We start from the raw sequence: 17,835 nt of genomic DNA, 5'->3' as shown, positions 1-17,835 counted from the left end.
TTAATTTTTTTAAAAAATAGTATTATGAAAAAAGGAATTCACCCGGAAAATTATAGACTTGTTGTTTTCAAAGATATGAGTAACGACGAAGTATTCTTAGGTAAGTCAACTGCTGACACAAAAGACACTATCGAGTTTGAAGGTAGCGAGTACCCATTGATCAAAATGGAAATCTCTTCTACTTCTCACCCTTTCTACACAGGAAAAACTAAATTAGTTGATACTGCAGGTAGAGTAGACAAGTTTATGAACAAATACAAAAAATTCGCTAAGTAATTTTTTGATATTAAAATATTTAAAGTCTTCCGAAAATCGGAAGACTTTTTTATTTGTAGTTAAAAGACAGAAATTGAAAGTTAGTGGTGAGAAATTAGTTTTACTATTTGTATTTTTGCTTTGAGTAAAGATTAGATGTCTAACATCTAACTTCTAATATCTAACCTCTAATTTCTTTTTAAAATGCAACTTGTATTTTCAGATGCACAATACTGGGAAGATTTTCTTCCGCTTACTTTTACAAGACCTATTGCAGAAATGCGATGCGGAATTCTTACATTCTCCGAAAGATGGCAGAAAATCTTAGCTACTACTGAGGTTTCCTGGTTTACAGAAATGTATCTTCAGCAAAAATTCAGAGAACCTGAAAAAAAAGAAAGCCTGTTTTTGGTGCCCAACTTTTTGCCAACAGAAACAGTTATTCAGCAGATTAAAGAATTGAAGCAGGGTGAAGCTTTGGTTTATGAAGACGAGTTGGTTGCTGCGAAAATTAATATGGAAGGTTTTTCTTTACATCAGATTGAAAAAATGACTGATATTAAAGAAGAGCTTGTTTTCTATAAAAAGCCTACCGATTTATTTACTTATAATAAAGAAGCAATCGATTTTGATTTTGAATTGCTTACTAAAGGAAAAATTTCTCAGGAATTGTCTTCTACCAATGGATTTTTAGGAAATAAAGAAGATTTGTTTATCGAAGAAGGAGCCGAAATAGAATTCTCAACCATCAATACCAAAACCGGGAAAATCTATATCGGGAAAAATGCCGAAGTAATGGAAGGTTGTAATCTTCGTGGCCCGATTGCGCTTTGTGAAGGCTCTAAGTTTAATTTAGGTGCAAAAATTTACGGTGCAACCACGATTGGTCCGCATTCTAAAGTTGGCGGTGAAGTGAGTAATATTATTATTTTTGGCTATTCGAATAAAGGACATGATGGTTTTGTAGGAAATTCTGTGATTGGTGAATGGTGTAATCTAGGCGCAGATACAAACTCATCCAACCTGAAAAATAATTACGGAAATGTAAAGCTTTGGAACTACAGAACCAAAGATTTTCAGGATACAGGTCTGCAGTTCGCAGGCTTAATAATGGGAGATCATTCTAAAACAGCAATCAATACACAATTGAATACAGGAACGGTAATAGGAGTTGCATCTAATATTTTTAAAGAAGGCTTCCCGCCCAATCTGATTGAAAACTTTTCTTGGGGCGGATTTAAAGATGATGAACGATTTAAATTGGATAAAGCGTACGAAGTTGCCGAAAAAGTAATGGCAAGAAGAAAATTGCCTTTAACAGATGGTGATAAAGCGATTTTGAAACATATTTTTAATGAATATTAATTGATTATAATTGAAAACTTCAAATTTTTTTGAAGTTTTTTTCATTTTAGTGTAATATATTTCGATTTCAGATTGTCTTATTAATAGAAACAAGCTTATGACCCAAGAAACTTTTAGAGATACGGTATTTACTCTCAGAGATGAGATGTTCCGTTTTGCAAAAAGGTTTGTTATGAGCAGTGATGAAGCGGAAGATGTAGTACAAGATTTGATGATTAAATTCTGGCAGAAAAAAGATGAGCTGGAAAAGTTCGGAAATTTTAAATCTTATGCTCTGAAATCTGTGAGAAATGAATGTCTCAATCGGTTGAAGCATCACGACGTAAAGTTAGGTTTTGCTGATATGCAGCTTCATCGATCGGAATTGTACAGTATGGATGTGAATAATCTGAAAGAATATATCATAGGTTTTATCAACCAGCTTCCGGAGAAACAGAAAGCGGTGATTCACCTGAAAGATGTAGAAGAGTATGAAGTGTCTGAAATTTCCGAAATGTTGGAAATGGAAGAAAATGCAGTAAGGGTCAACCTGATGCGTGCAAGACAAAAAGTAAAAGAACAAATCTCTCAACTTATGAGCTATGAGCAACGACAAATTTCAAGATAAATATAACGAGATCTTCCAAGGCTTAAAGGAAGAAAAGATGAACTGGAATTTTGAAGATTTTCTTCAGAAAGCAGAAGGTAATGTAGTTTCAGAAAACGAGGCGCCAATAATTCCTATTCAGGGTAAAAAACCTTCGCTTCCGAAATGGTTTTGGATGGCTGCAAGTGCGGTGATACTTTTAAGTTTTGGTTTTTTATTTAATTATAATCAAAATGGTGAGGCTGCAGATCAGGCGAAATTGGTTGAAAACGAAATTCAGAAGCAGAAAACTGATTTTATTAATGAAAATCACAATCACGATTCGCAAGTTGCAGTTCATATCACTGATTCTGTTTCGGGACCAAAGCAAGATTCTATTTTTGTGGAAGACCCGATTGCTGAAAAAGATGTTTTGGATGAACTTCTGTCTAAGAAAAGCAGGATCAAAAAGCAATCAAAACCGAGATATGTTTATAATTCGGAATTAAAAAATAACACTTCGAAAGATTCCACAGGATATAAAGATTCTTATGTTATCGTTAATGGGAAACGTATCGATAACATGGAAGAAGCTATCAATATAACAAAATATTCATTCCAGGTGATGGCTAATAATGTTAATCAGGCATTAGCTCCCAAAGTAATGGACAACGTAGATTATTAACAACAGATTATGCAACTGATCAGGCTTATAATCAATTTAAATTTAACTGAACTCATGAAAAAACTATTCATTATATGTACCCTTGTGCTGTCTCATTTCTTTAATGTGTACGGACAGGAAAATAAATTAGATAAACTTTTTGATAAATATCAGGAAGTGGAAGGGGTAACTTCTATTAAAATTGCAAAACCAATGTTTGGAATGCTCAGCAATCTGAATATTGCAGATTCTGAACTCGATCAGATCAAACCTTTGCTGGCAAAAATCAACGGGCTGAAAGTATTGATTACAGAAAACTCTTCAGGTAATTCAAAAGCAAATATTAATCAGCTTAATAAAGAGATTTCAGCATTCGTGAAAAATCTGAATTACAGTGAGATTATGTCTGTAAAAAACGGGGGTAGCAGAATTAAGTTTCTTTCATCTGAAGCTGAAAAAGACGGTACTTTAGAAAATATGCTTTTAAATATAGACAGTGGAACCGGTGAAAGTATTCTTGTAATGCTTGATGGGAAACTTTCTATGGATGATGTAAATAAAATTATTAATTCCGGCGAAACTAAAACGAATACGACAAGAACTACAATTACCAACAGTTTTACTTCAGATAATTCTGCATCTTACTTGAATGGCGAAAACAGAAATGTAGGGCAATTCTCAGGAATCGATGTAAGTGCAGGTGTAAAAGTAGTTTTTACACAGGAAAATAATACAAGTGTAAAAGTTTTTGCAGATGCTGATAAACTTCAAAATGTAATTACAAAGGTAGAAAACGGTATTTTGAAAGTTTCAATTGATAATAAAGGAACAAAGAATTTGAGATTCAAAAACCTTAGCGTGAATGTCTCATCACCAAAAATGGATAGAATTAAGGCTTCTTCAGGTTCCAATTTTACAACAGTGAACGAAATCAGAGAAAAAGAGATGACTATAGATGCTTCTTCAGGATCAGGAATTGTTGCAAAATTTCAAATTTCCGGTACTTCTAACTTTGAAGCTAGTTCTGGTTCTACTGTGAAAGCGTCAATCAATTCAGATAAAGTTTTAGTAAAAAGCTCAAGCGGATCTAGCATTAAGCTGGAAGGAAATACAGAATACATATCAATCGATGCAAGCAGTGGTGCTTCTTGTAAAGCAGATCAATTAACTGCAAATATTGGTGTCGTAGAGTCTACATCGGGAAGCAATGTTTCTGTGAGCGCAAAAGATAAATTAACAGTAAAAGCTTCTTCAGCTGGATCTGTAAAATACAGAGGAAATCCTCAGATTGAATCAAACATCAGCAAATCTTCTGCAGGAAGTTTAAATCAAATCAACTAAAAACCTAGGCCATGAAAATTTTCAAAAACATTTTTTTTGTTTGTTGTACTTTATTTTTAATGCAGTCATGCGTTGTTTCAAGCAAACCAAACATCGATTTTTTCTCAAAATCAAATTATAATTCTCAAGATGCGAAGTTTGCCAGCTTTAATGTACCGCTATTTCTAGCGAAGCCCTTTATCAAAAAAGCGTTGAGAGAAGAAGGAGAAAGTGAAGCTGCAATTGCAATGGTAAAAAAAGTTTCGAAAATAAAAATGATGACTGTTGCCAATGGAAGTGAAGCAATGCTGAAAGATTATGCCAACTATCTAAAGGATAACAATTACGAAGATTGGGCAACCATAAAACATGATGGCGATAATGTAAATATCCGAGTAAAACAAAAAGGCGAGATCATCAATAATATGCTGATTACTGTAAATTCGAAAAAAGACATGGTGTTTTTGGATGTTAAAGGCAGCTTTACGGCAGACGATATTTCCCAGATGATCAATCTTGCATCAGACAAATAATTTCATATTCAACCATATTTAATTTTGTAAAGTCACTGTTTTAGTGGCTTTTTTTCGATTTATATCATGTATTATTAAGTTTTATTTAAACTATTTAAAAGCATTTTCATATTCCGGCAAAAAGTCTTAATTTTGCAAGAAAGTAAAGATGTCTATTCATAACAAAATTGTAGAGACAGCCATCACTTTCGATGACGTGCTTCTAGTCCCTGCTTATTCTGAAGTTTTACCTAATCAGGTTTCATTAAAATCAAGACTTACCGATAAAATTACGCTTAATGTTCCGATTGTTTCCGCTGCAATGGATACCGTTACAGAGGCTGATTTGGCAATTGCTTTGGCAAGAGTTGGTGGTTTGGGTTTCATTCATAAAAATATGACGATCGAAGAACAGGCCGCTCAGGTAAACAGAGTGAAGCGTTCTGAAAACGGAATGATCTCTGATCCTGTAACGCTTTCAAAAGATCATACTTTGGCTGAGGCTAAAGAAACGATGGCAAAATATAAAATCTCTGGTCTTCCGGTTGTTGATGCTGAAAATACTTTGATCGGAATCATCACCAACAGAGATGTAAAATATCAGGAAAACCTTGATATGAAAGTCGAAGAGATCATGACAAAAGAAAATCTGATCACTTCTGATAAAGATACCAATCTTGAAAAAGCAAAAGAAATTCTTCTTAAAAGCAGAATAGAAAAGCTTCCTATCGTTGATAAAAACAATAAACTGGTTGGTTTAATTACCATTAAAGATATTGATAATCAATTGGAATATCCTAATGCCAACAAAGATGAAAACGGTCGTTTGATCGTGGGAGCCGGTGTTGGTGTAGGTGAAGATACATTAGACAGGATTGCTGCTTTAGTTCAGGCCGGAGTTGATATCATCGGTATAGATTCTGCTCACGGACACTCAAAAGGAGTTTTAGATAAAATTTCTGAAATCAGAAGAGCATATCCTGATCTGGATATCGTTGGCGGGAATATCGTAACGGCTGAAGCTGCAGCAGATTTAATTAAAGCGGGTGCAAATGTTCTTAAAGTAGGTGTTGGTCCGGGTTCTATCTGTACAACAAGAGTTGTTGCAGGAGTTGGAGTTCCTCAATTATCTGCTATTTACAACGTTTACGAATATGCTCAGTCTAAAAATGTTACCGTAATTGCTGATGGAGGAATTAAACTTTCGGGAGATATTGTAAAAGCGATCGCAAGTGGAGCAGGAGCAGTAATGTTGGGCTCACTTTTAGCCGGAACGGATGAAGCTCCGGGTGAAGAAATTATCTTCCAGGGAAGAAAATTTAAAACTTACCAGGGAATGGGAAGTCTTTCTGCAATGAAGAGAGGTGGAAAAGAAAGATATTTCCAAAGTGAGGCTAAAAAATTCGTTCCGGAAGGAATTGAAGGAAGAGTTCCCAGTAAAGGATCTTTGGAAGAAGTAATTTTCCAATTGACAGGAGGTTTGAGAGCCGGAATGGGATATTGTGGGGCTAAAGATATTGAAGCTTTACAAAAAGATACCAAAATGGTAATGATTACAGGTAGCGGATTGAAAGAATCTCATCCGCATGATGTGATTATCACTCAGGAAGCTCCGAATTATTCTTTATAAATTCGAATACATATATAAAATAAAATACCTCCGAAAATTCGGAGGTATTTCTTTGAACCAAAAATTAAATTATGAGAAAAAGTGAAAGAAAATTTATGTAATTATTGAGCTTTGCTGCTCTCCAAATACAAGATTTTCATCGTTTGTGTTTTTTACAGTTTTCATTTGTGTTTTGTATTTACCCGAGAGCCTTTTTAGGCTCTGCGAATAAATACGATCTAATTTTTTTTCATCATTGAGTTTTACCTCCTAACAATTAGATTTCCATCATTTGTGTTTTCTTTTTTGTATTTACCCGAGCTTCTTTCTAGGTTGTTCGAATAAATACGGTCTAATTTTTTTTCATCATTTGAGTTTTACCTCCTAATAATTAGATTTCCATCATTTGTGTTTTCTTTTTGTATTTACCCGAGTTTCTTTCTAGGTTTTTCGAATAAATACGATCTAATTTTTTTTCATCATTTGAGTTTTTACCTCCGAACAATTAACTTTCATCATTTGTGATTTTAGAATTTCAATTGTGTTTTCGAATTGTTTAAAACTCGGTCTGAAAGCATTCAGATCTTCTCTTTACTTTTATAGTGTAAATTTAGTAACATTATAAACTCAATCATAATTATTCGTTTAGATATATGTCAATATGCTTGTAGATATTTATCTATATTGTATAAATAGCAATAATTAATTGAATTTATTGTTGTTTAAATTGAAAAAATCGCAATTGAATGCGATTTATTTGGTTGGTTTGATAAAGTTTTTTATTGAGTGCCTCAATTCTTTAATTGATCTTTAAAATCATCGATCCGAAAATCAGTTAGAGCATTTCCCTTTTCAATTTTTTCTTTAGAATAGAGACGGAAGTCATTTTCAGTTTTCTCCAAAAGATAATCGTAAGGTCCGACTGAAGAAATGAGCTTAATTAAAACCGGTGAAATCTCCAAAGTGATAAACAGTCCCATAATAAAAGCTGCAGCAGTGGCGATGATCGCTGAGTTTTTTCCAAGTTCGTCCAAAGCCTGTAATCTTGCAGCAAATCCGTTGAATTTATCTTCAAACGTTTCTGTAGATTTTCTTTCTGTTTCAAGGTTGGTGTAGACTTTAGAGATTTCTTTGTCGAGATATTCCAGTCTTGTTGCGACCTGCTTTTGATAATTTTCCAGGTCTAGTCGTCGTTGTTCTTTCAGTTCTTGTTTTCGTTTTGCATTAGAACCGAAACCTACTTTTCCGCTGGTCAAATTAGATTGTTTCCCTAAGATTTCCTTTTCAAGTTCTACCGCTGCCGAATCATAAGACTTCTGATATTGAGCAATTTTATCGGAAATTTGCTTTTTTTCAGTTTCAAAAGGGCCGCTTTGTTGCAGAATTCTACCGCTCATTTGTGTCTGAAGGTCTTTTTTATTCCTTTGAATGATCGTGTTTAGCTGTTTATTGACTTCCTTTTCAAAAATCTTTAGCTCTAAAGGTTTAGAAATAATAATTCCTAAAAATGTTGCCAGAATCAATCTTGGGATCGACATCAGAATCTGATTCCACCATGATCCTGTCTTCTTAATTGATGAAACAATATATCGATCCAGATTAAAAATCATTAAGCCCCAAAGGATTCCAAAACCAATCGAAGCCCAGATGTCATCGAAAATAGTGAACATTGCATAGGCTGCAGAAAGTGTCGCAAAAACTGCGGTGAAAAGTACAATTCCTCCGATTCCGGCAAATTTATTCCATTCACTCGGTGTTTTTCTTAAGATGTGGATGTTTCCACCAGAACAAATCAGGAGAAATTTCTGAAACCAGTTTATTCTGTGATTTGTTTGATATATAGTTGCTTGTGTATTTTTCATTATTGAAAATTTATACAAAATTAGTATTAAAAAACATACCATTGTTACAAATAGTAATATGTTTTACCAAGTAATTTAAAAATATTAACTAATGCAAAAGAATTAAGAAATACTAAAATTTAAATATTTTTTAAGTTTGTGCACGTTTATGTTTTGATATTGATAATAAATTGATAGTTTTGCAACCGAATATTAAATAAAATAAATAAAAATGAAAAAATTCTGTACCCTATTAGTATTGATGTTTTTTATTAATTCATTTTCGCAGGATTTTCATAAGGAATGCGGTTTTGATAAGGTAATGAAAAAATTGGATGACAGACATCCGGATCTAAAAAGATATAGAGAAGAGGGAGAGCAGAAGATTCTCGGGATGAATCAACAGGCCTTTCTTAATAAAGTAGGAGCCACAACTTCAAAGAATACTCTTTATACGGGACAGATTTATGAAATCCCGGTAGTCGTTCACGTTATCGAATCCCAAGATGCTGCAAATGCTAACTTAGCGGTTACAGATCAGGAAATTATCAATTGGATAGCGAGAGCAAACAGTATGTATGCGACTACTTATGGCGGTTCTTTTTATCCGGAAGGAGCAGGTGCTACAGGAGGAAATGTGATACCCTTTAAACTCGTTTTAGCAAAGAGATCACCGAGTTGTTTACCTACAACGGGTATTATACGATACAACGGAAGTACTCTTCCTGATTATGACCAAAATGGAGTAACCGATACGGGAGCTACAGACACACAAATTAAAAATGAGCTAGCACCACACTGGCCAGAAAATTCTTACTTTAACATTTATGTGGTAATTGGTTTCGATGGTGAGCAGCAATTATCGTATGGACTTATGGGGTACGCTGCGTTTCCTAGTTCGTATGACTACGATTATGAAAGCTTTATGAAAGTGGCAACGATCAAGAATCAAAATGATACTACCCTTACTCACGAATTGGGTCATGCTTTTGGGTTGTATCATACTTTCCAAGGAATTTCTTATACTAGTCAAACAACTTGTCCTGTAAATAATAATTGTGCAACAGATGGTGACAGAGTTTGTGATACTTCACCTTCAAGAAGTATGTATAGTGGTGCAACGCCCAACAATAATGCAATCGATCCGTGTACTACTGTGAACTACGATGGAACCCAGTATAATATTATGAATTATACCAATTCAAACCGTAAATTTACTTCGGGGCAACGTGACAGAGCGATTTTGATGATGATGGAATATAGAAAAGATCTTCTGAATTCTTTAGCCGGAAAAGATCCTGCATCGATTATAACATCACCTGTTTCTGTAGTGAATGCACAATGTAATCCTTCAGGCATTGCAAACCCTACCAATAACAATTTTGCAACAGGGCCTTACCGAGTAGTTTTCGGAAATATCAACAGTGTGACCAACGGATATGATTCTGATGAGGCAAATCCTGTATATTATGCAGATTATGCCAATGCTACTTGTATCAGACCAGCGTATGCTACAGAAATACCGTCTCTTACGGCAACTCCTTTAAAAATAACTTTTATGAACGGGTTTGGGCAAACTGAAAAATTCAGAGTAAAAGCGTGGATTGATTATAATAATAATGGTACATTCGAAGATGCAGAATTGGTTACAAATTATCTTTCTAATAATATAGGATCAGGACAAAGTAGCACATATACAGTCAATGTAACTCCGGCAGCATCTGCAGTACAAAATATTTATCTTCGAGTGAGAATTGGAGTAGATGCAGCTACAAGAAACTCAGTTACTTTACCGGAATTTACTTCATGCTCTGTATTACAATATGGGCAGATAGAAGATTATGCTGTTAAAATATTAGGATCATTATCCACTTCTGAAACAGAAAATAAATCTGACACTAAAATTGTTTACATAAAAGAAGAAAATAAACTTCAGCTTTTTGGTAACAGAAATCTAAAATTCGGGAATTATCAAATTTACGATATGAGTGGTAAAATGATACAAAAAGGAAAATCAGATACCAATGAAGTTCGCATCAATCAGCAATTAATTAATGGTTCGTATATCATTAATTATTCTGATGGTGGCAAACAAGATTCTAAGAAATTTTTACATAACTAAACTTAATAAAAGCCCTTTTTTAAGGGCTTTTTTATTTTACTTGAACAAATTTGATATGAAAAAAATATTCAGTATTTTGTTTTTCTGCCTTTTAATCATTAGCTGTCAGTCACAGAAAATTGAGGCTCAACACAACGAAGAAGACAAAGCAAAGTATTTCTTAGGAACGTGGAGGCTGTCTCAAAAAACATATAAGGAAGGTCTAGAAACGAAAGTTTATAATCTTCATGAATGTATGAAGCAATACGAACTTATATTTGAAGCGAAAGTTGAAAAAACAATAGTGACAAAAACATTTGCGACCGGCAAAGATTGTCAGATAAAAAGCCAATCAGAGGGTTTGGCGGTTAAGATCAGTGACGGTTCTTTTTCTTATCAAGAAGAAGATCTCAAAAGAGTAGAGCGTTTTAAAATGTACTCAAAAAATAAATTTTCAATAATATACCGCGATATTATTAACGGAAATGTGACGGAAATCGAAGACTTTTATCAACGGGAAAAATAATTATTTCAGCCGATCCGGATTCTGTCTTAAAAAACTATCCCATCCCGAATAAGACTTTGTATCTGCAATCGTTCCAGAATTAAAATGATGACAAACCGCAACCGCCAATCCGTCGGAAGCGTCTAAATATTTTGTGGGAAATTCTTTTAGGTTCAAAAGGTTCTGAAGCATTCCTGCAACCTGTTCTTTACTGGCATTCCCGTTTCCGGTGATTGCCATTTTTATTTTTTTTGGAGAATATTCTGTAATAGGAATATTCCTGTGAAGACTTGCTGCCATTGCTACGCCTTGAGCTCTTCCCAATTTCAGCATTGATTGTACGTTTTTGCCAAAGAAAGGAGCTTCAAGCGCCACCTCATCAGGGTGAAACTCGTCAATTAATGCTAATGTTTTGTCGAAAATATATTTAAGTTTAGTCTCATGGTTCGGATATTTTTTTAAAATCAATTCGTGAATGGAAATCATCTCCATTTTTCCTTTTTTTACCGATATCAAACCGAATCCCATAATGGCTGTTCCGGGATCAATTCCTAAAATTATTTTCTCTGCTGAAATCATCGTGTCAAAGATACGGCTTTCTTTATTTTAGAATCCAATTATTCTTCAGACAGTTTCTTTTGATTGATGGGAACCCACTTTCCGTCATGTCTCAATAATGTAATTTTATCAACTAATAATTTAGTTTTGTAGATTTTGTCTTTATAGATTTCCCATGCCTTCAAAAAGTTTTCATACGTAAGATCTCTGTAGCCAACAGTTACATGGGATTAAATGAATATTTTCCAAAACTAAATTTCTCTTTTACGTTTAAATAAAGTTGTTTTAAATTTTCGCTTTCTTCCGGTTTTACAAATAGAACAGGGTTCTTTGGATTAGGAAAACTTCCAAAACCGTTTAAAATAATTTCAAAAGGAGAAATGGTGGTGTCGATTTTCTGAAAGGCGATGTGAATGTCTTCTTCCAATTCTATTTCTCTTTCAAATGGAGGTAATAAAGTAATATGTGCATCATTTTTCAGTGCTTTAGAATTTCCGAAATTTAAAGCTAAATCTTCTTTAAAAACTCTCACCTCATCAATGATTTTCTGATCAGGATAAATAGCGATGAAGTACATTTTTTTCATTCAGTAAATGTAAGACTTCTTTCGATTTTTTAAAAAGTTAATATGCATAAGAAAATTATGCATAACTTTACGAGGTATTAAATCTTTAGGATGAAAAAAAATAGCCTTTACAAAGGAACGCTGCAGAATATCATTTTAAAACTGCTTTCAAAAGAGGTGAAGATGTATGGGTATCAAATCACACAGCGTGCAAAAGAATTGACGGAAGGTGAGCTCGAAATGACTGAAGGAGCACTCTATCCGCTTTTGCATAAACTCGAAGCAGATGGAATTATCAAGGCTGAAGTTCAGGAAATCAACGGTAGAAGCAGGAAATATTATTTGCTTACCGATAAAGGGAAGAAACAGCAGGCTACACAGGAAGATGAAATGAGAAGTTATTTATTTAATCTAAAAACCATTTTTGATATTTAAAATTATGATGACTAAAGAAAATCTAACAGAAATAGAAAAATATCTAAAGAGTAAGAATTTAAGTTCTGCGGTTTTCGCTGAGGTTTATGATCATTTTGTAATGCAGATCTCAGAACTGATGTATAATCAGGAAAACAGTTTCCCGGAAGCTTTTCTTCAGACAAAAGTCAATTGGCAAAACGAACTGAAAATGGTGAAAGCTGATCTATTTTCTTTCAAAAGAATTGCGGAAATTGAGAAGGGTGTTTTGCAAGGTCGATTCAGAAGAATGATGATGATCGCTTCTGGGTTTTCACTGGTTTTGGGGACGATATTTTATTTTAATGAACACGTCTATTTGTATATGCAGGGAGCTTTAATTATGACGCACTTATTATTTCTGATATATCATTTTGTATTTAGAAAGATGAGTCTTTCAGAATATCAAAAAATGGCATTTCATCCATTATTGCTGAGAAACTTATTGTTGATGTTACTTATTCTGCCTCTCACAAATATTATTTTTTCGACAACTAAAAATTTATGGGAATTCCCATTGAATCACATGTTTGTCACCTTTTCAGTCATCCTTCAAATTCAGTTACTAAATTTCAGGACTAAAAAAATAAATGTTTTAATGGTATGACGAAAGAGCAAAAAAATCAAGTAAGAAATTATCTTTTAGACAAAAAACTTCCTGTCGATTTAATGATGGAAGTCGAAGATCATTTTGTTAGCCAGATTAATGAGCTTCAGATGGAAAAAGATTTACCTTTTGATGAGGCATTCAATGCTGCAATTATTTCGTGGCATGATGACCTGAAGCTTTTTTGGGACGGTAACTGGAGTCTTGAAAATACATCAATGCTCATCAAAAAATCGACTAGACAAAAGTTATTTTCAATTTTGAAAAAATCAGTGATGCTTGCTGTTTTTAGTTATGTGGTAATGGTTTTATTTTATCTTCTAATCCCTTTTAATGTTTTCAGAATTGGCGTTGGAGTTTTAATAAGCATTATTATGATTATTCCTCTGATTATTTACATTAAAGAAAAGAAGTATTTTGATCTTCCTAAAAAATATAAAAACATTCGTCTATCGGCGTATCAGGATATGGTGATTATATTTTTTATTCTTCCGATGTCTTCATCCTGGATTTTTCGATTTATTTTGGAGTCGAATGACGGCTTTTTGGATATCGGTCAATTGGAAGGTTTTTTTGTTAACTTTTTATTCTTATTCTTTTTCCTTTTTGAAGCTGCAATTATAGTCAGTCAGCAGAAATACCTTGAAATTATCAAGAAGATCATCCCTTATCTACAGGAGAATTTTGAAGTTTCTAATTAATTTTCCAGGATATCTGCAATTTCCTTAATCTTCAGATGAGGTCTGAAAGAAGCAGATTTGCCTTTTTCTTCATCGGCAATATTAGAAAGAATGATCACAGAAGTTTTGGTTTCAGGATAATAAATATTGAGTGACGGAGCGCCTTTCACATAACCGCTGTGAAAATAGGAGACAGGTTTATTATGATTCATCATTATTCCCAATCCGTAACCCATTTTTCCGAGAATAGGATGTTGTCTTTCTGTACTTTTAGACATGAATTTTTTTAGCGTCTCAGGCTTAATTATTTTTCCGGAATATAAAGCGTTATTCCAAATGAGTAAATCGTTTATGGTTGATAAAACTCCGCCTGCCGCAATTCCGATCTCTTTATTGCCTAATCTTTTCGGCATGTTATCAACCGGTTTTTGGTTTTTTAAATTTCCTACATGTGTTTTAGCAAAATTTTCTCCTGTAAACGAAGTTCCGGTAGATGAGTTTTTCATTCCGGCTTTTTTTAATAATTCAATCATGTTTTCATCAAAAGATTTACCTGAAACGGTTTCTACTATTTTTCCTAAAGCGTTGAAACCATCATTTGAGTAATTAAATCCTGAGCCGCTTTTGAATAATAGTTTTTCTCCAAAATTATTTAGACCCGAACTGTGATTTAATAGTTGTCGAATGGTGATATTTTCATATTCTTTTTTCTGGAAATCTTTAATGTATTTTGAAGCTTTATCGTCCAAGGTCAATTTTCTTTCTTCCATCTTAAGAAGAATAAGCACTGCTGTAAATTGTTTGCTGATTGATGCGATAGAAAAAATGGTAGAATCATTGATTTTCCTTTTGTTTGCAAAATCGGCAAAGCCGTTATTTCGACGGTATAATTCAATAGTATCTTTAAAAACACCGACACTTCCGTTAAAATGATATTGATTAACAATAGAATCGATTTGAGTTTTATATAATTTTTTCTGAAATGCTACGACGGCAGAATCTGCAATTGCTTTCCTGTTAACAGGTTGCTGTATAGATTCTGTTTTCTGACAGGAAAAGAGGGTAAGAAAAAATAAGAAGTGTAGCAAATTTTTTTTCAGCATGAAGTTCGTTTTTTTTAAAAATAATAAAAAATCTTGTAAGGGTGAAATCTTTTACTAATCAAATTTGAAATTTTCTTTTCTTATTTTCAATTATTCCTTTTTTGTAAAAATCATTGGATTGTGATATTTGTATAATGATAATTTAATAATATTGATATTATTTTAAATTAAATTTACGTATATATTAATTTAATTGTTAAATTAGCGATACTAATTTATCCAATATTCCAATGAAAAACAAAATCTATCTTTTACTTTTGATGGCTTCATTCTCTGTGGCCAAATCTCAAACTCCCGAACTTTTGTATTACAAATTTGAGGGAACAGCATCTAATGTCCCGAATCTTGCAACCAGCCCACCTGCCGGAACACAAATAGGTGAAATTGTAGGCAATTTAACTCTAGGAAGTAATACAACTTGCTTAGGAAATGGTTTAGTGGGTAGCGGTTCTACAGGAACGAATTATTTTAATACCAAATGGAATCTCGCTTTAAGCGGATCTTGGACCATCCATTTGAAATTTAATAATTACGCAAGTAGTAACACTACAGTGTATTATCTTTTAGGAGATGCTATAACCGGGGGCAATTCCTTTCGTATGTTTACAAACGGTGCTCCTGGTACAGGAGGTTTGAGGTTAACTGCTAACGGAATGTCGAATGTAGATATTCCCGGGGTTTTTTCTACAACATCGTCGCTTGTAGATTTAATATTTGTTTACGATAGCAGTTTACAAAATATAAAAGCGTATTTGAATGGTGTTCTTAAAACAACAGTGGCTCAATCTTCTCCTCTGGTTTTTAACGGCGCATTATTTAAACTCGGCGCTTACGCTACCAATACGGGAATGAAAGCGGGGATGACAATGGATGAGTTTGGTCTTTTTAACAGAGCGATTACCGATATAGAGATTGCTTCTTTAAACAACTTCTGTTCTTCTTTAAGTACAAATGAAGTTAATAAAAGTGAAAACTCTAAAATCGCGGTAAAAAACGGAAATCTTATTTTAGGAAAAGGAAATTTTGGAAAGTACAGTATTTATGATTTTACAGGACGAGAAATATTGGCAGGAGATGAATCTTCTAATTCAATTAATATAAATTCATTGCAAAAAGGCGTTTATATTATCAAGTATGGAGAAAATATATCGACGCGCTTTAAATATTAAAACATTATCATTTTAAAATATTTGCCTTTCGCTCAAAGTGAAAGGCATTTTTTGTAAAACTATTTAGCAACTAAATCGCAAAACCAGAAAACATATTCTCCATTCTCATTCTCATCAGACTTTGGTTTAGGATACGTTTTTTTGACAGTTTCTCCGATTTCAAAGGCAATAGGATTTTTAAAAATAGGGCCATCAAAAGTGAACGTATGAAATTCTCCGTTTTCTCCGCAAGGGTCTACATTTTCCGGCAAGTCTTTAATGAAATCCTGGTCAATAATTCTTCCTGCAAAACTTTTATCCAAATAAGTTTCGTTGACGCAGGTAACAATTGTTTTGAAACCTAAACTTAAAAACTCGTTGATGAGATTTGTCGTATTTTGTTTCCAAAGTGGAAAAATAGATTTCATCCCGATAGATTGTAGTTGATCTTCTCTGTATTTTCTTAAATCTTCCAGAAAAATATCTCCAAATATAGAATGAGTAACGCCTTGAGACTTTATATCATTCATGGTTTTAGACATGATCTCACTGTATTCTTCCATTGAAGGTTCCTTGGGAATTTCCATTTTTATTAACGGAAATCCTAAACTTTCAGCCTGCTTTTCCAATAACGACACATGAACACCGTGCATAGAAATCCTTTGGAATTCCTTATTAATACTCGTCAAAAGAGAAGTAACCTCAAATTGCTCTTCTTGTAAAATTTTATATAAAGTAAGCGCAGAATCTTTTCCGCTGCTCCAGTTGAAAATGGCTTTTGGTTTCATTTTTATTTTGAATAGAACAAATATAAACCGTCTTTTGAAACATCTTTGTATAAAGCTTGTGCTGTTTTTCCAGAAAAATGAAATGATTTGTAATTTTCTATGCCCAATTTATATAATTCTTCTTCCTCAATTTCATTTCCATCTAAAAATATTGTAGGTTCGAGTTTTCTGGAGGAGATACCACCTGTAATAATTGCGAGCTCTCCAATTTCAGAGCTTTCAAAAGAAAACTCTTTATTCTTTAATTCATCTTTAGTAAGAATATAATCTTTATCGTTATAACCACCAAAATCAAAGTGTAAGATATTGTTGTTTTTGCGAATATGGAAATCAGGAACAATCATTTTATATGTTCCGTCTTGATCGGTTTTTACTTTGAAAATTTTTTCTACTGTAATGAAAGTAACTTCAACATTCGGTAAAGGTTTTTTTGTATCTGAGTTGATCAATTTTCCGGAAATGATAAAATCGTTATCTGATATTTTTTCTTTATCTAAATCTTTTTCTCGGGAATCGTTGTTTTCTGAGATTTGAATCAATGGTTTTTCAAAAGTTCTAGCATACGTTTGAATTCCGGTTAAACTTGCTGCAATTGCCAATCCTGCGACAAGACGAGAATATCCTTTCTTATTTTCGTAATTAGAGATCGTTTTTTCAGAACTCACAAAATGTCTATTTGATTGATGCCTGAAAATTTTGCCACAAATCTTTCCATTCGATGCATCTAAAAGCTGAGAAATTTCATCATCTGTTTTTTCAGTCAAATCCAATACCTTTTTTGAGCATAAATCACAAAATTTTCCTTCGGGAATATCATGCATATTATCCCAATTTTCTTCACAAGGGGTTTCTATTTGTATTATATTCATCATTAAAGTTTTATTTAAATCTAAATTACAAAAAAACTCAAAGAAATTTTTTGAAAATTTTCTGTAATGACAAAGCTTAAATTAAGCTATTTGCTTGGTGGTTTTCCAAAATTATTTAGATGACTAGCCTCTGTTTTTTCGCGTTCCGCAGCTTGTCTTTTTTGTAGTTCTTCAGAATTTCTATCGACATCGCTTTTTTGAGGAACCTCCATCGGATAAGATTTACACGAGACAGCAGATCCCATTAAGTAAATTGCTAAAATTGTTCTGATAAAACTTTTCATTTTTAATATTTTTCTTAAAGTAAAAGTACAAAAAACCTCAAAG

Annotated in this window: 21 protein-coding genes; 13 read left to right on the top strand and 8 right to left on the bottom strand. The window is 33.3% G+C overall.

Translation table 11 applies throughout. The annotated features are described in order from the left end of the window. The first annotated feature begins 24 nt into the window (after nt 1-24). From EG358_RS19305 to guaB, 7 genes are all read left to right on the top strand, one after another. On the top strand, nt 25-276 hold the full coding sequence (locus tag EG358_RS19305) for a type B 50S ribosomal protein L31 (RefSeq protein WP_076560427.1): 252 nt from the start codon (nt 25-27) through the stop codon (nt 274-276). Between the two features lie 183 nt (nt 277-459). After that, nucleotides 460-1,620 carry a GlmU family protein gene (locus tag EG358_RS19300; RefSeq protein ID WP_076560425.1) on the top strand — a complete coding sequence of 387 codons (1,161 nt, stop codon included), beginning with the start codon at nt 460-462 and terminating at the stop codon, nt 1,618-1,620. Between the two features lie 97 nt (nt 1,621-1,717). Continuing rightward, entirely contained in the window at nt 1,718-2,227 is a 510-nt protein-coding gene (locus EG358_RS19295) for an RNA polymerase sigma factor (RefSeq protein WP_076560422.1), read from the top strand. Further along, on the top strand, nt 2,202-2,870 hold the full coding sequence (locus tag EG358_RS19290) for a hypothetical protein (RefSeq protein ID WP_228421341.1): 669 nt from the start codon (nt 2,202-2,204) through the stop codon (nt 2,868-2,870). Before EG358_RS19295 ends, EG358_RS19290 begins: the two co-directional genes overlap by 26 nt. Nucleotides 2,871-2,924: 54 nt before the next feature. Beyond that, nucleotides 2,925-4,190: a DUF4252 domain-containing protein gene (locus tag EG358_RS19285; protein ID WP_076560420.1), complete on the top strand. Its 1,266-nt coding sequence runs from the start codon at nt 2,925-2,927 to the stop codon at nt 4,188-4,190. A gap of 11 nt (nt 4,191-4,201) precedes the next feature. Then, on the top strand, nt 4,202-4,702 hold the full coding sequence (locus EG358_RS19280) for a DUF4252 domain-containing protein (protein ID WP_076560418.1): 501 nt from the start codon (nt 4,202-4,204) through the stop codon (nt 4,700-4,702). Between the two features lie 148 nt (nt 4,703-4,850). Further along, entirely contained in the window at nt 4,851-6,311 is a 1,461-nt protein-coding gene (gene guaB / locus EG358_RS19275; RefSeq protein ID WP_076560415.1) for an IMP dehydrogenase, read from the top strand. Between the two features lie 770 nt (nt 6,312-7,081). Here the strand turns inward: guaB and EG358_RS19270 are convergent. After that, entirely contained in the window at nt 7,082-8,152 is a 1,071-nt protein-coding gene (locus tag EG358_RS19270; RefSeq protein ID WP_076560412.1) for a DUF4407 domain-containing protein, read from the bottom strand. A 211-nt stretch (nt 8,153-8,363) separates the two neighbouring features. On the opposite strand from EG358_RS19270, the gene EG358_RS19265 reads away from it, so the two are divergent. Both EG358_RS19265 and EG358_RS19260 read left to right on the top strand, forming a co-directional pair. Further along, on the top strand, nt 8,364-10,253 hold the full coding sequence (locus EG358_RS19265; protein ID WP_076560410.1) for a zinc-dependent metalloprotease: 1,890 nt from the start codon (nt 8,364-8,366) through the stop codon (nt 10,251-10,253). 55 nt (nt 10,254-10,308) lie between these two features. Further along, nucleotides 10,309-10,758: a lipocalin family protein gene (locus EG358_RS19260; RefSeq protein ID WP_123890163.1), complete on the top strand. Its 450-nt coding sequence runs from the start codon at nt 10,309-10,311 to the stop codon at nt 10,756-10,758. On the opposite strand, the gene ruvC is transcribed toward EG358_RS19260, so the two are convergent. From ruvC to EG358_RS19250, 3 genes are read right to left on the bottom strand one after another with little or no spacing between them, the layout of a single operon-like run. Beyond that, on the bottom strand, nt 10,759-11,313 hold the full coding sequence (ruvC, locus tag EG358_RS19255; protein WP_174565093.1) for a crossover junction endodeoxyribonuclease RuvC: 555 nt from the start codon (nt 11,311-11,313) through the stop codon (nt 10,759-10,761). A gap of 41 nt (nt 11,314-11,354) precedes the next feature. Next, the gene (locus tag EG358_RS19925) at nt 11,355-11,480 is read right to left on the bottom strand and encodes a hypothetical protein (RefSeq protein WP_262512331.1); all 126 of its coding nucleotides are present in this window, start codon (nt 11,478-11,480) and stop codon (nt 11,355-11,357) included. 35 nt (nt 11,481-11,515) lie between these two features. Next, on the bottom strand, nt 11,516-11,881 hold the full coding sequence (locus EG358_RS19250; RefSeq protein ID WP_228421339.1) for a 2'-5' RNA ligase family protein: 366 nt from the start codon (nt 11,879-11,881) through the stop codon (nt 11,516-11,518). 90 nt (nt 11,882-11,971) lie between these two features. Here EG358_RS19250 and EG358_RS19245 point away from each other — a divergent pair, with 90 nt between their 5' ends. Genes EG358_RS19245 through EG358_RS19235 form a run of 3 tightly spaced genes read left to right on the top strand, consistent with a single transcriptional unit; the run spans nt 11,972 to nt 13,621 of the window. Next, nucleotides 11,972-12,295 (top strand): PadR family transcriptional regulator, encoded by a 324-nt coding sequence (locus EG358_RS19245; RefSeq protein ID WP_076560404.1) that lies wholly within the window; start codon nt 11,972-11,974, stop codon nt 12,293-12,295. A gap of 4 nt (nt 12,296-12,299) precedes the next feature. Next, the gene (locus EG358_RS19240; protein WP_123890161.1) at nt 12,300-12,920 is read left to right on the top strand and encodes a hypothetical protein; all 621 of its coding nucleotides are present in this window, start codon (nt 12,300-12,302) and stop codon (nt 12,918-12,920) included. After that, nucleotides 12,917-13,621: a hypothetical protein gene (locus tag EG358_RS19235; protein ID WP_076560400.1), complete on the top strand. Its 705-nt coding sequence runs from the start codon at nt 12,917-12,919 to the stop codon at nt 13,619-13,621. The genes EG358_RS19240 and EG358_RS19235 overlap by 4 nt, the downstream gene beginning before the upstream one ends. Here the strand turns inward: EG358_RS19235 and EG358_RS19230 are convergent. After that, nucleotides 13,618-14,703, bottom strand: a complete 1,086-nt coding sequence (locus tag EG358_RS19230; protein WP_076560398.1) for a serine hydrolase domain-containing protein — start codon at nt 14,701-14,703, stop codon at nt 13,618-13,620. The two genes, EG358_RS19235 and EG358_RS19230, sit on opposite strands and share 4 nt — an antisense overlap. Before the next feature lie 230 nt (nt 14,704-14,933). Between EG358_RS19230 and EG358_RS19225 the strand changes: the two genes are divergently transcribed. Then, entirely contained in the window at nt 14,934-15,872 is a 939-nt protein-coding gene (locus EG358_RS19225) for a LamG-like jellyroll fold domain-containing protein (protein WP_076560396.1), read from the top strand. A gap of 59 nt (nt 15,873-15,931) precedes the next feature. Here the strand turns inward: EG358_RS19225 and EG358_RS19220 are convergent, their stop codons facing one another. From EG358_RS19220 to EG358_RS19210, 3 genes are all read right to left on the bottom strand, one after another. Beyond that, nucleotides 15,932-16,639 (bottom strand): Dph6-related ATP pyrophosphatase, encoded by a 708-nt coding sequence (locus EG358_RS19220; protein ID WP_076560394.1) that lies wholly within the window; start codon nt 16,637-16,639, stop codon nt 15,932-15,934. A 2-nt stretch (nt 16,640-16,641) separates the two neighbouring features. Next, entirely contained in the window at nt 16,642-17,511 is an 870-nt protein-coding gene (locus EG358_RS19215) for a peptidase associated/transthyretin-like domain-containing protein (RefSeq protein WP_076560392.1), read from the bottom strand. 83 nt (nt 17,512-17,594) lie between these two features. Then, nucleotides 17,595-17,792, bottom strand: coding sequence for a hypothetical protein (locus EG358_RS19210; protein ID WP_076560390.1), 198 nt, complete (start codon nt 17,790-17,792; stop codon nt 17,595-17,597). Nucleotides 17,793-17,835: the final 43 nt, after the last annotated feature.

It is taken from the genome of Chryseobacterium indoltheticum (genome assembly GCF_003815915.1).
Classification (GTDB): domain Bacteria; phylum Bacteroidota; class Bacteroidia; order Flavobacteriales; family Weeksellaceae; genus Chryseobacterium; species Chryseobacterium indoltheticum.
This window is presented reverse-complemented; position numbering and strand designations above follow the sequence as displayed.

Coding starts and splice junctions, on each gene's coding strand:
- EG358_RS19305 (WP_076560427.1), top strand. CDS start 25: ATGAAAAAAGGAATTCACCCGGAAAATTATAGACTTGTTGTTTTCAAA.
- EG358_RS19300 (WP_076560425.1), top strand. CDS start 460: ATGCAACTTGTATTTTCAGATGCACAATACTGGGAAGATTTTCTTCCG.
- EG358_RS19295 (WP_076560422.1), top strand. CDS start 1,718: ATGACCCAAGAAACTTTTAGAGATACGGTATTTACTCTCAGAGATGAG.
- EG358_RS19290 (WP_228421341.1), top strand. CDS start 2,202: ATGAGCAACGACAAATTTCAAGATAAATATAACGAGATCTTCCAAGGC.
- EG358_RS19285 (WP_076560420.1), top strand. CDS start 2,925: ATGAAAAAACTATTCATTATATGTACCCTTGTGCTGTCTCATTTCTTT.
- EG358_RS19280 (WP_076560418.1), top strand. CDS start 4,202: ATGAAAATTTTCAAAAACATTTTTTTTGTTTGTTGTACTTTATTTTTA.
- guaB (WP_076560415.1), top strand. CDS start 4,851: ATGTCTATTCATAACAAAATTGTAGAGACAGCCATCACTTTCGATGAC.
- EG358_RS19270 (WP_076560412.1), bottom strand. CDS start 8,152: ATGAAAAATACACAAGCAACTATATATCAAACAAATCACAGAATAAAC.
- EG358_RS19265 (WP_076560410.1), top strand. CDS start 8,364: ATGAAAAAATTCTGTACCCTATTAGTATTGATGTTTTTTATTAATTCA.
- EG358_RS19260 (WP_123890163.1), top strand. CDS start 10,309: ATGAAAAAAATATTCAGTATTTTGTTTTTCTGCCTTTTAATCATTAGC.
- EG358_RS19250 (WP_228421339.1), bottom strand. CDS start 11,881: ATGAAAAAAATGTACTTCATCGCTATTTATCCTGATCAGAAAATCATT.
- EG358_RS19245 (WP_076560404.1), top strand. CDS start 11,972: ATGAAAAAAAATAGCCTTTACAAAGGAACGCTGCAGAATATCATTTTA.
- EG358_RS19240 (WP_123890161.1), top strand. CDS start 12,300: ATGATGACTAAAGAAAATCTAACAGAAATAGAAAAATATCTAAAGAGT.
- EG358_RS19235 (WP_076560400.1), top strand. CDS start 12,917: ATGACGAAAGAGCAAAAAAATCAAGTAAGAAATTATCTTTTAGACAAA.
- EG358_RS19230 (WP_076560398.1), bottom strand. CDS start 14,703: ATGCTGAAAAAAAATTTGCTACACTTCTTATTTTTTCTTACCCTCTTT.
- EG358_RS19225 (WP_076560396.1), top strand. CDS start 14,934: ATGAAAAACAAAATCTATCTTTTACTTTTGATGGCTTCATTCTCTGTG.
- EG358_RS19220 (WP_076560394.1), bottom strand. CDS start 16,639: ATGAAACCAAAAGCCATTTTCAACTGGAGCAGCGGAAAAGATTCTGCG.
- EG358_RS19215 (WP_076560392.1), bottom strand. CDS start 17,511: ATGATGAATATAATACAAATAGAAACCCCTTGTGAAGAAAATTGGGAT.
- EG358_RS19210 (WP_076560390.1), bottom strand. CDS start 17,792: ATGAAAAGTTTTATCAGAACAATTTTAGCAATTTACTTAATGGGATCT.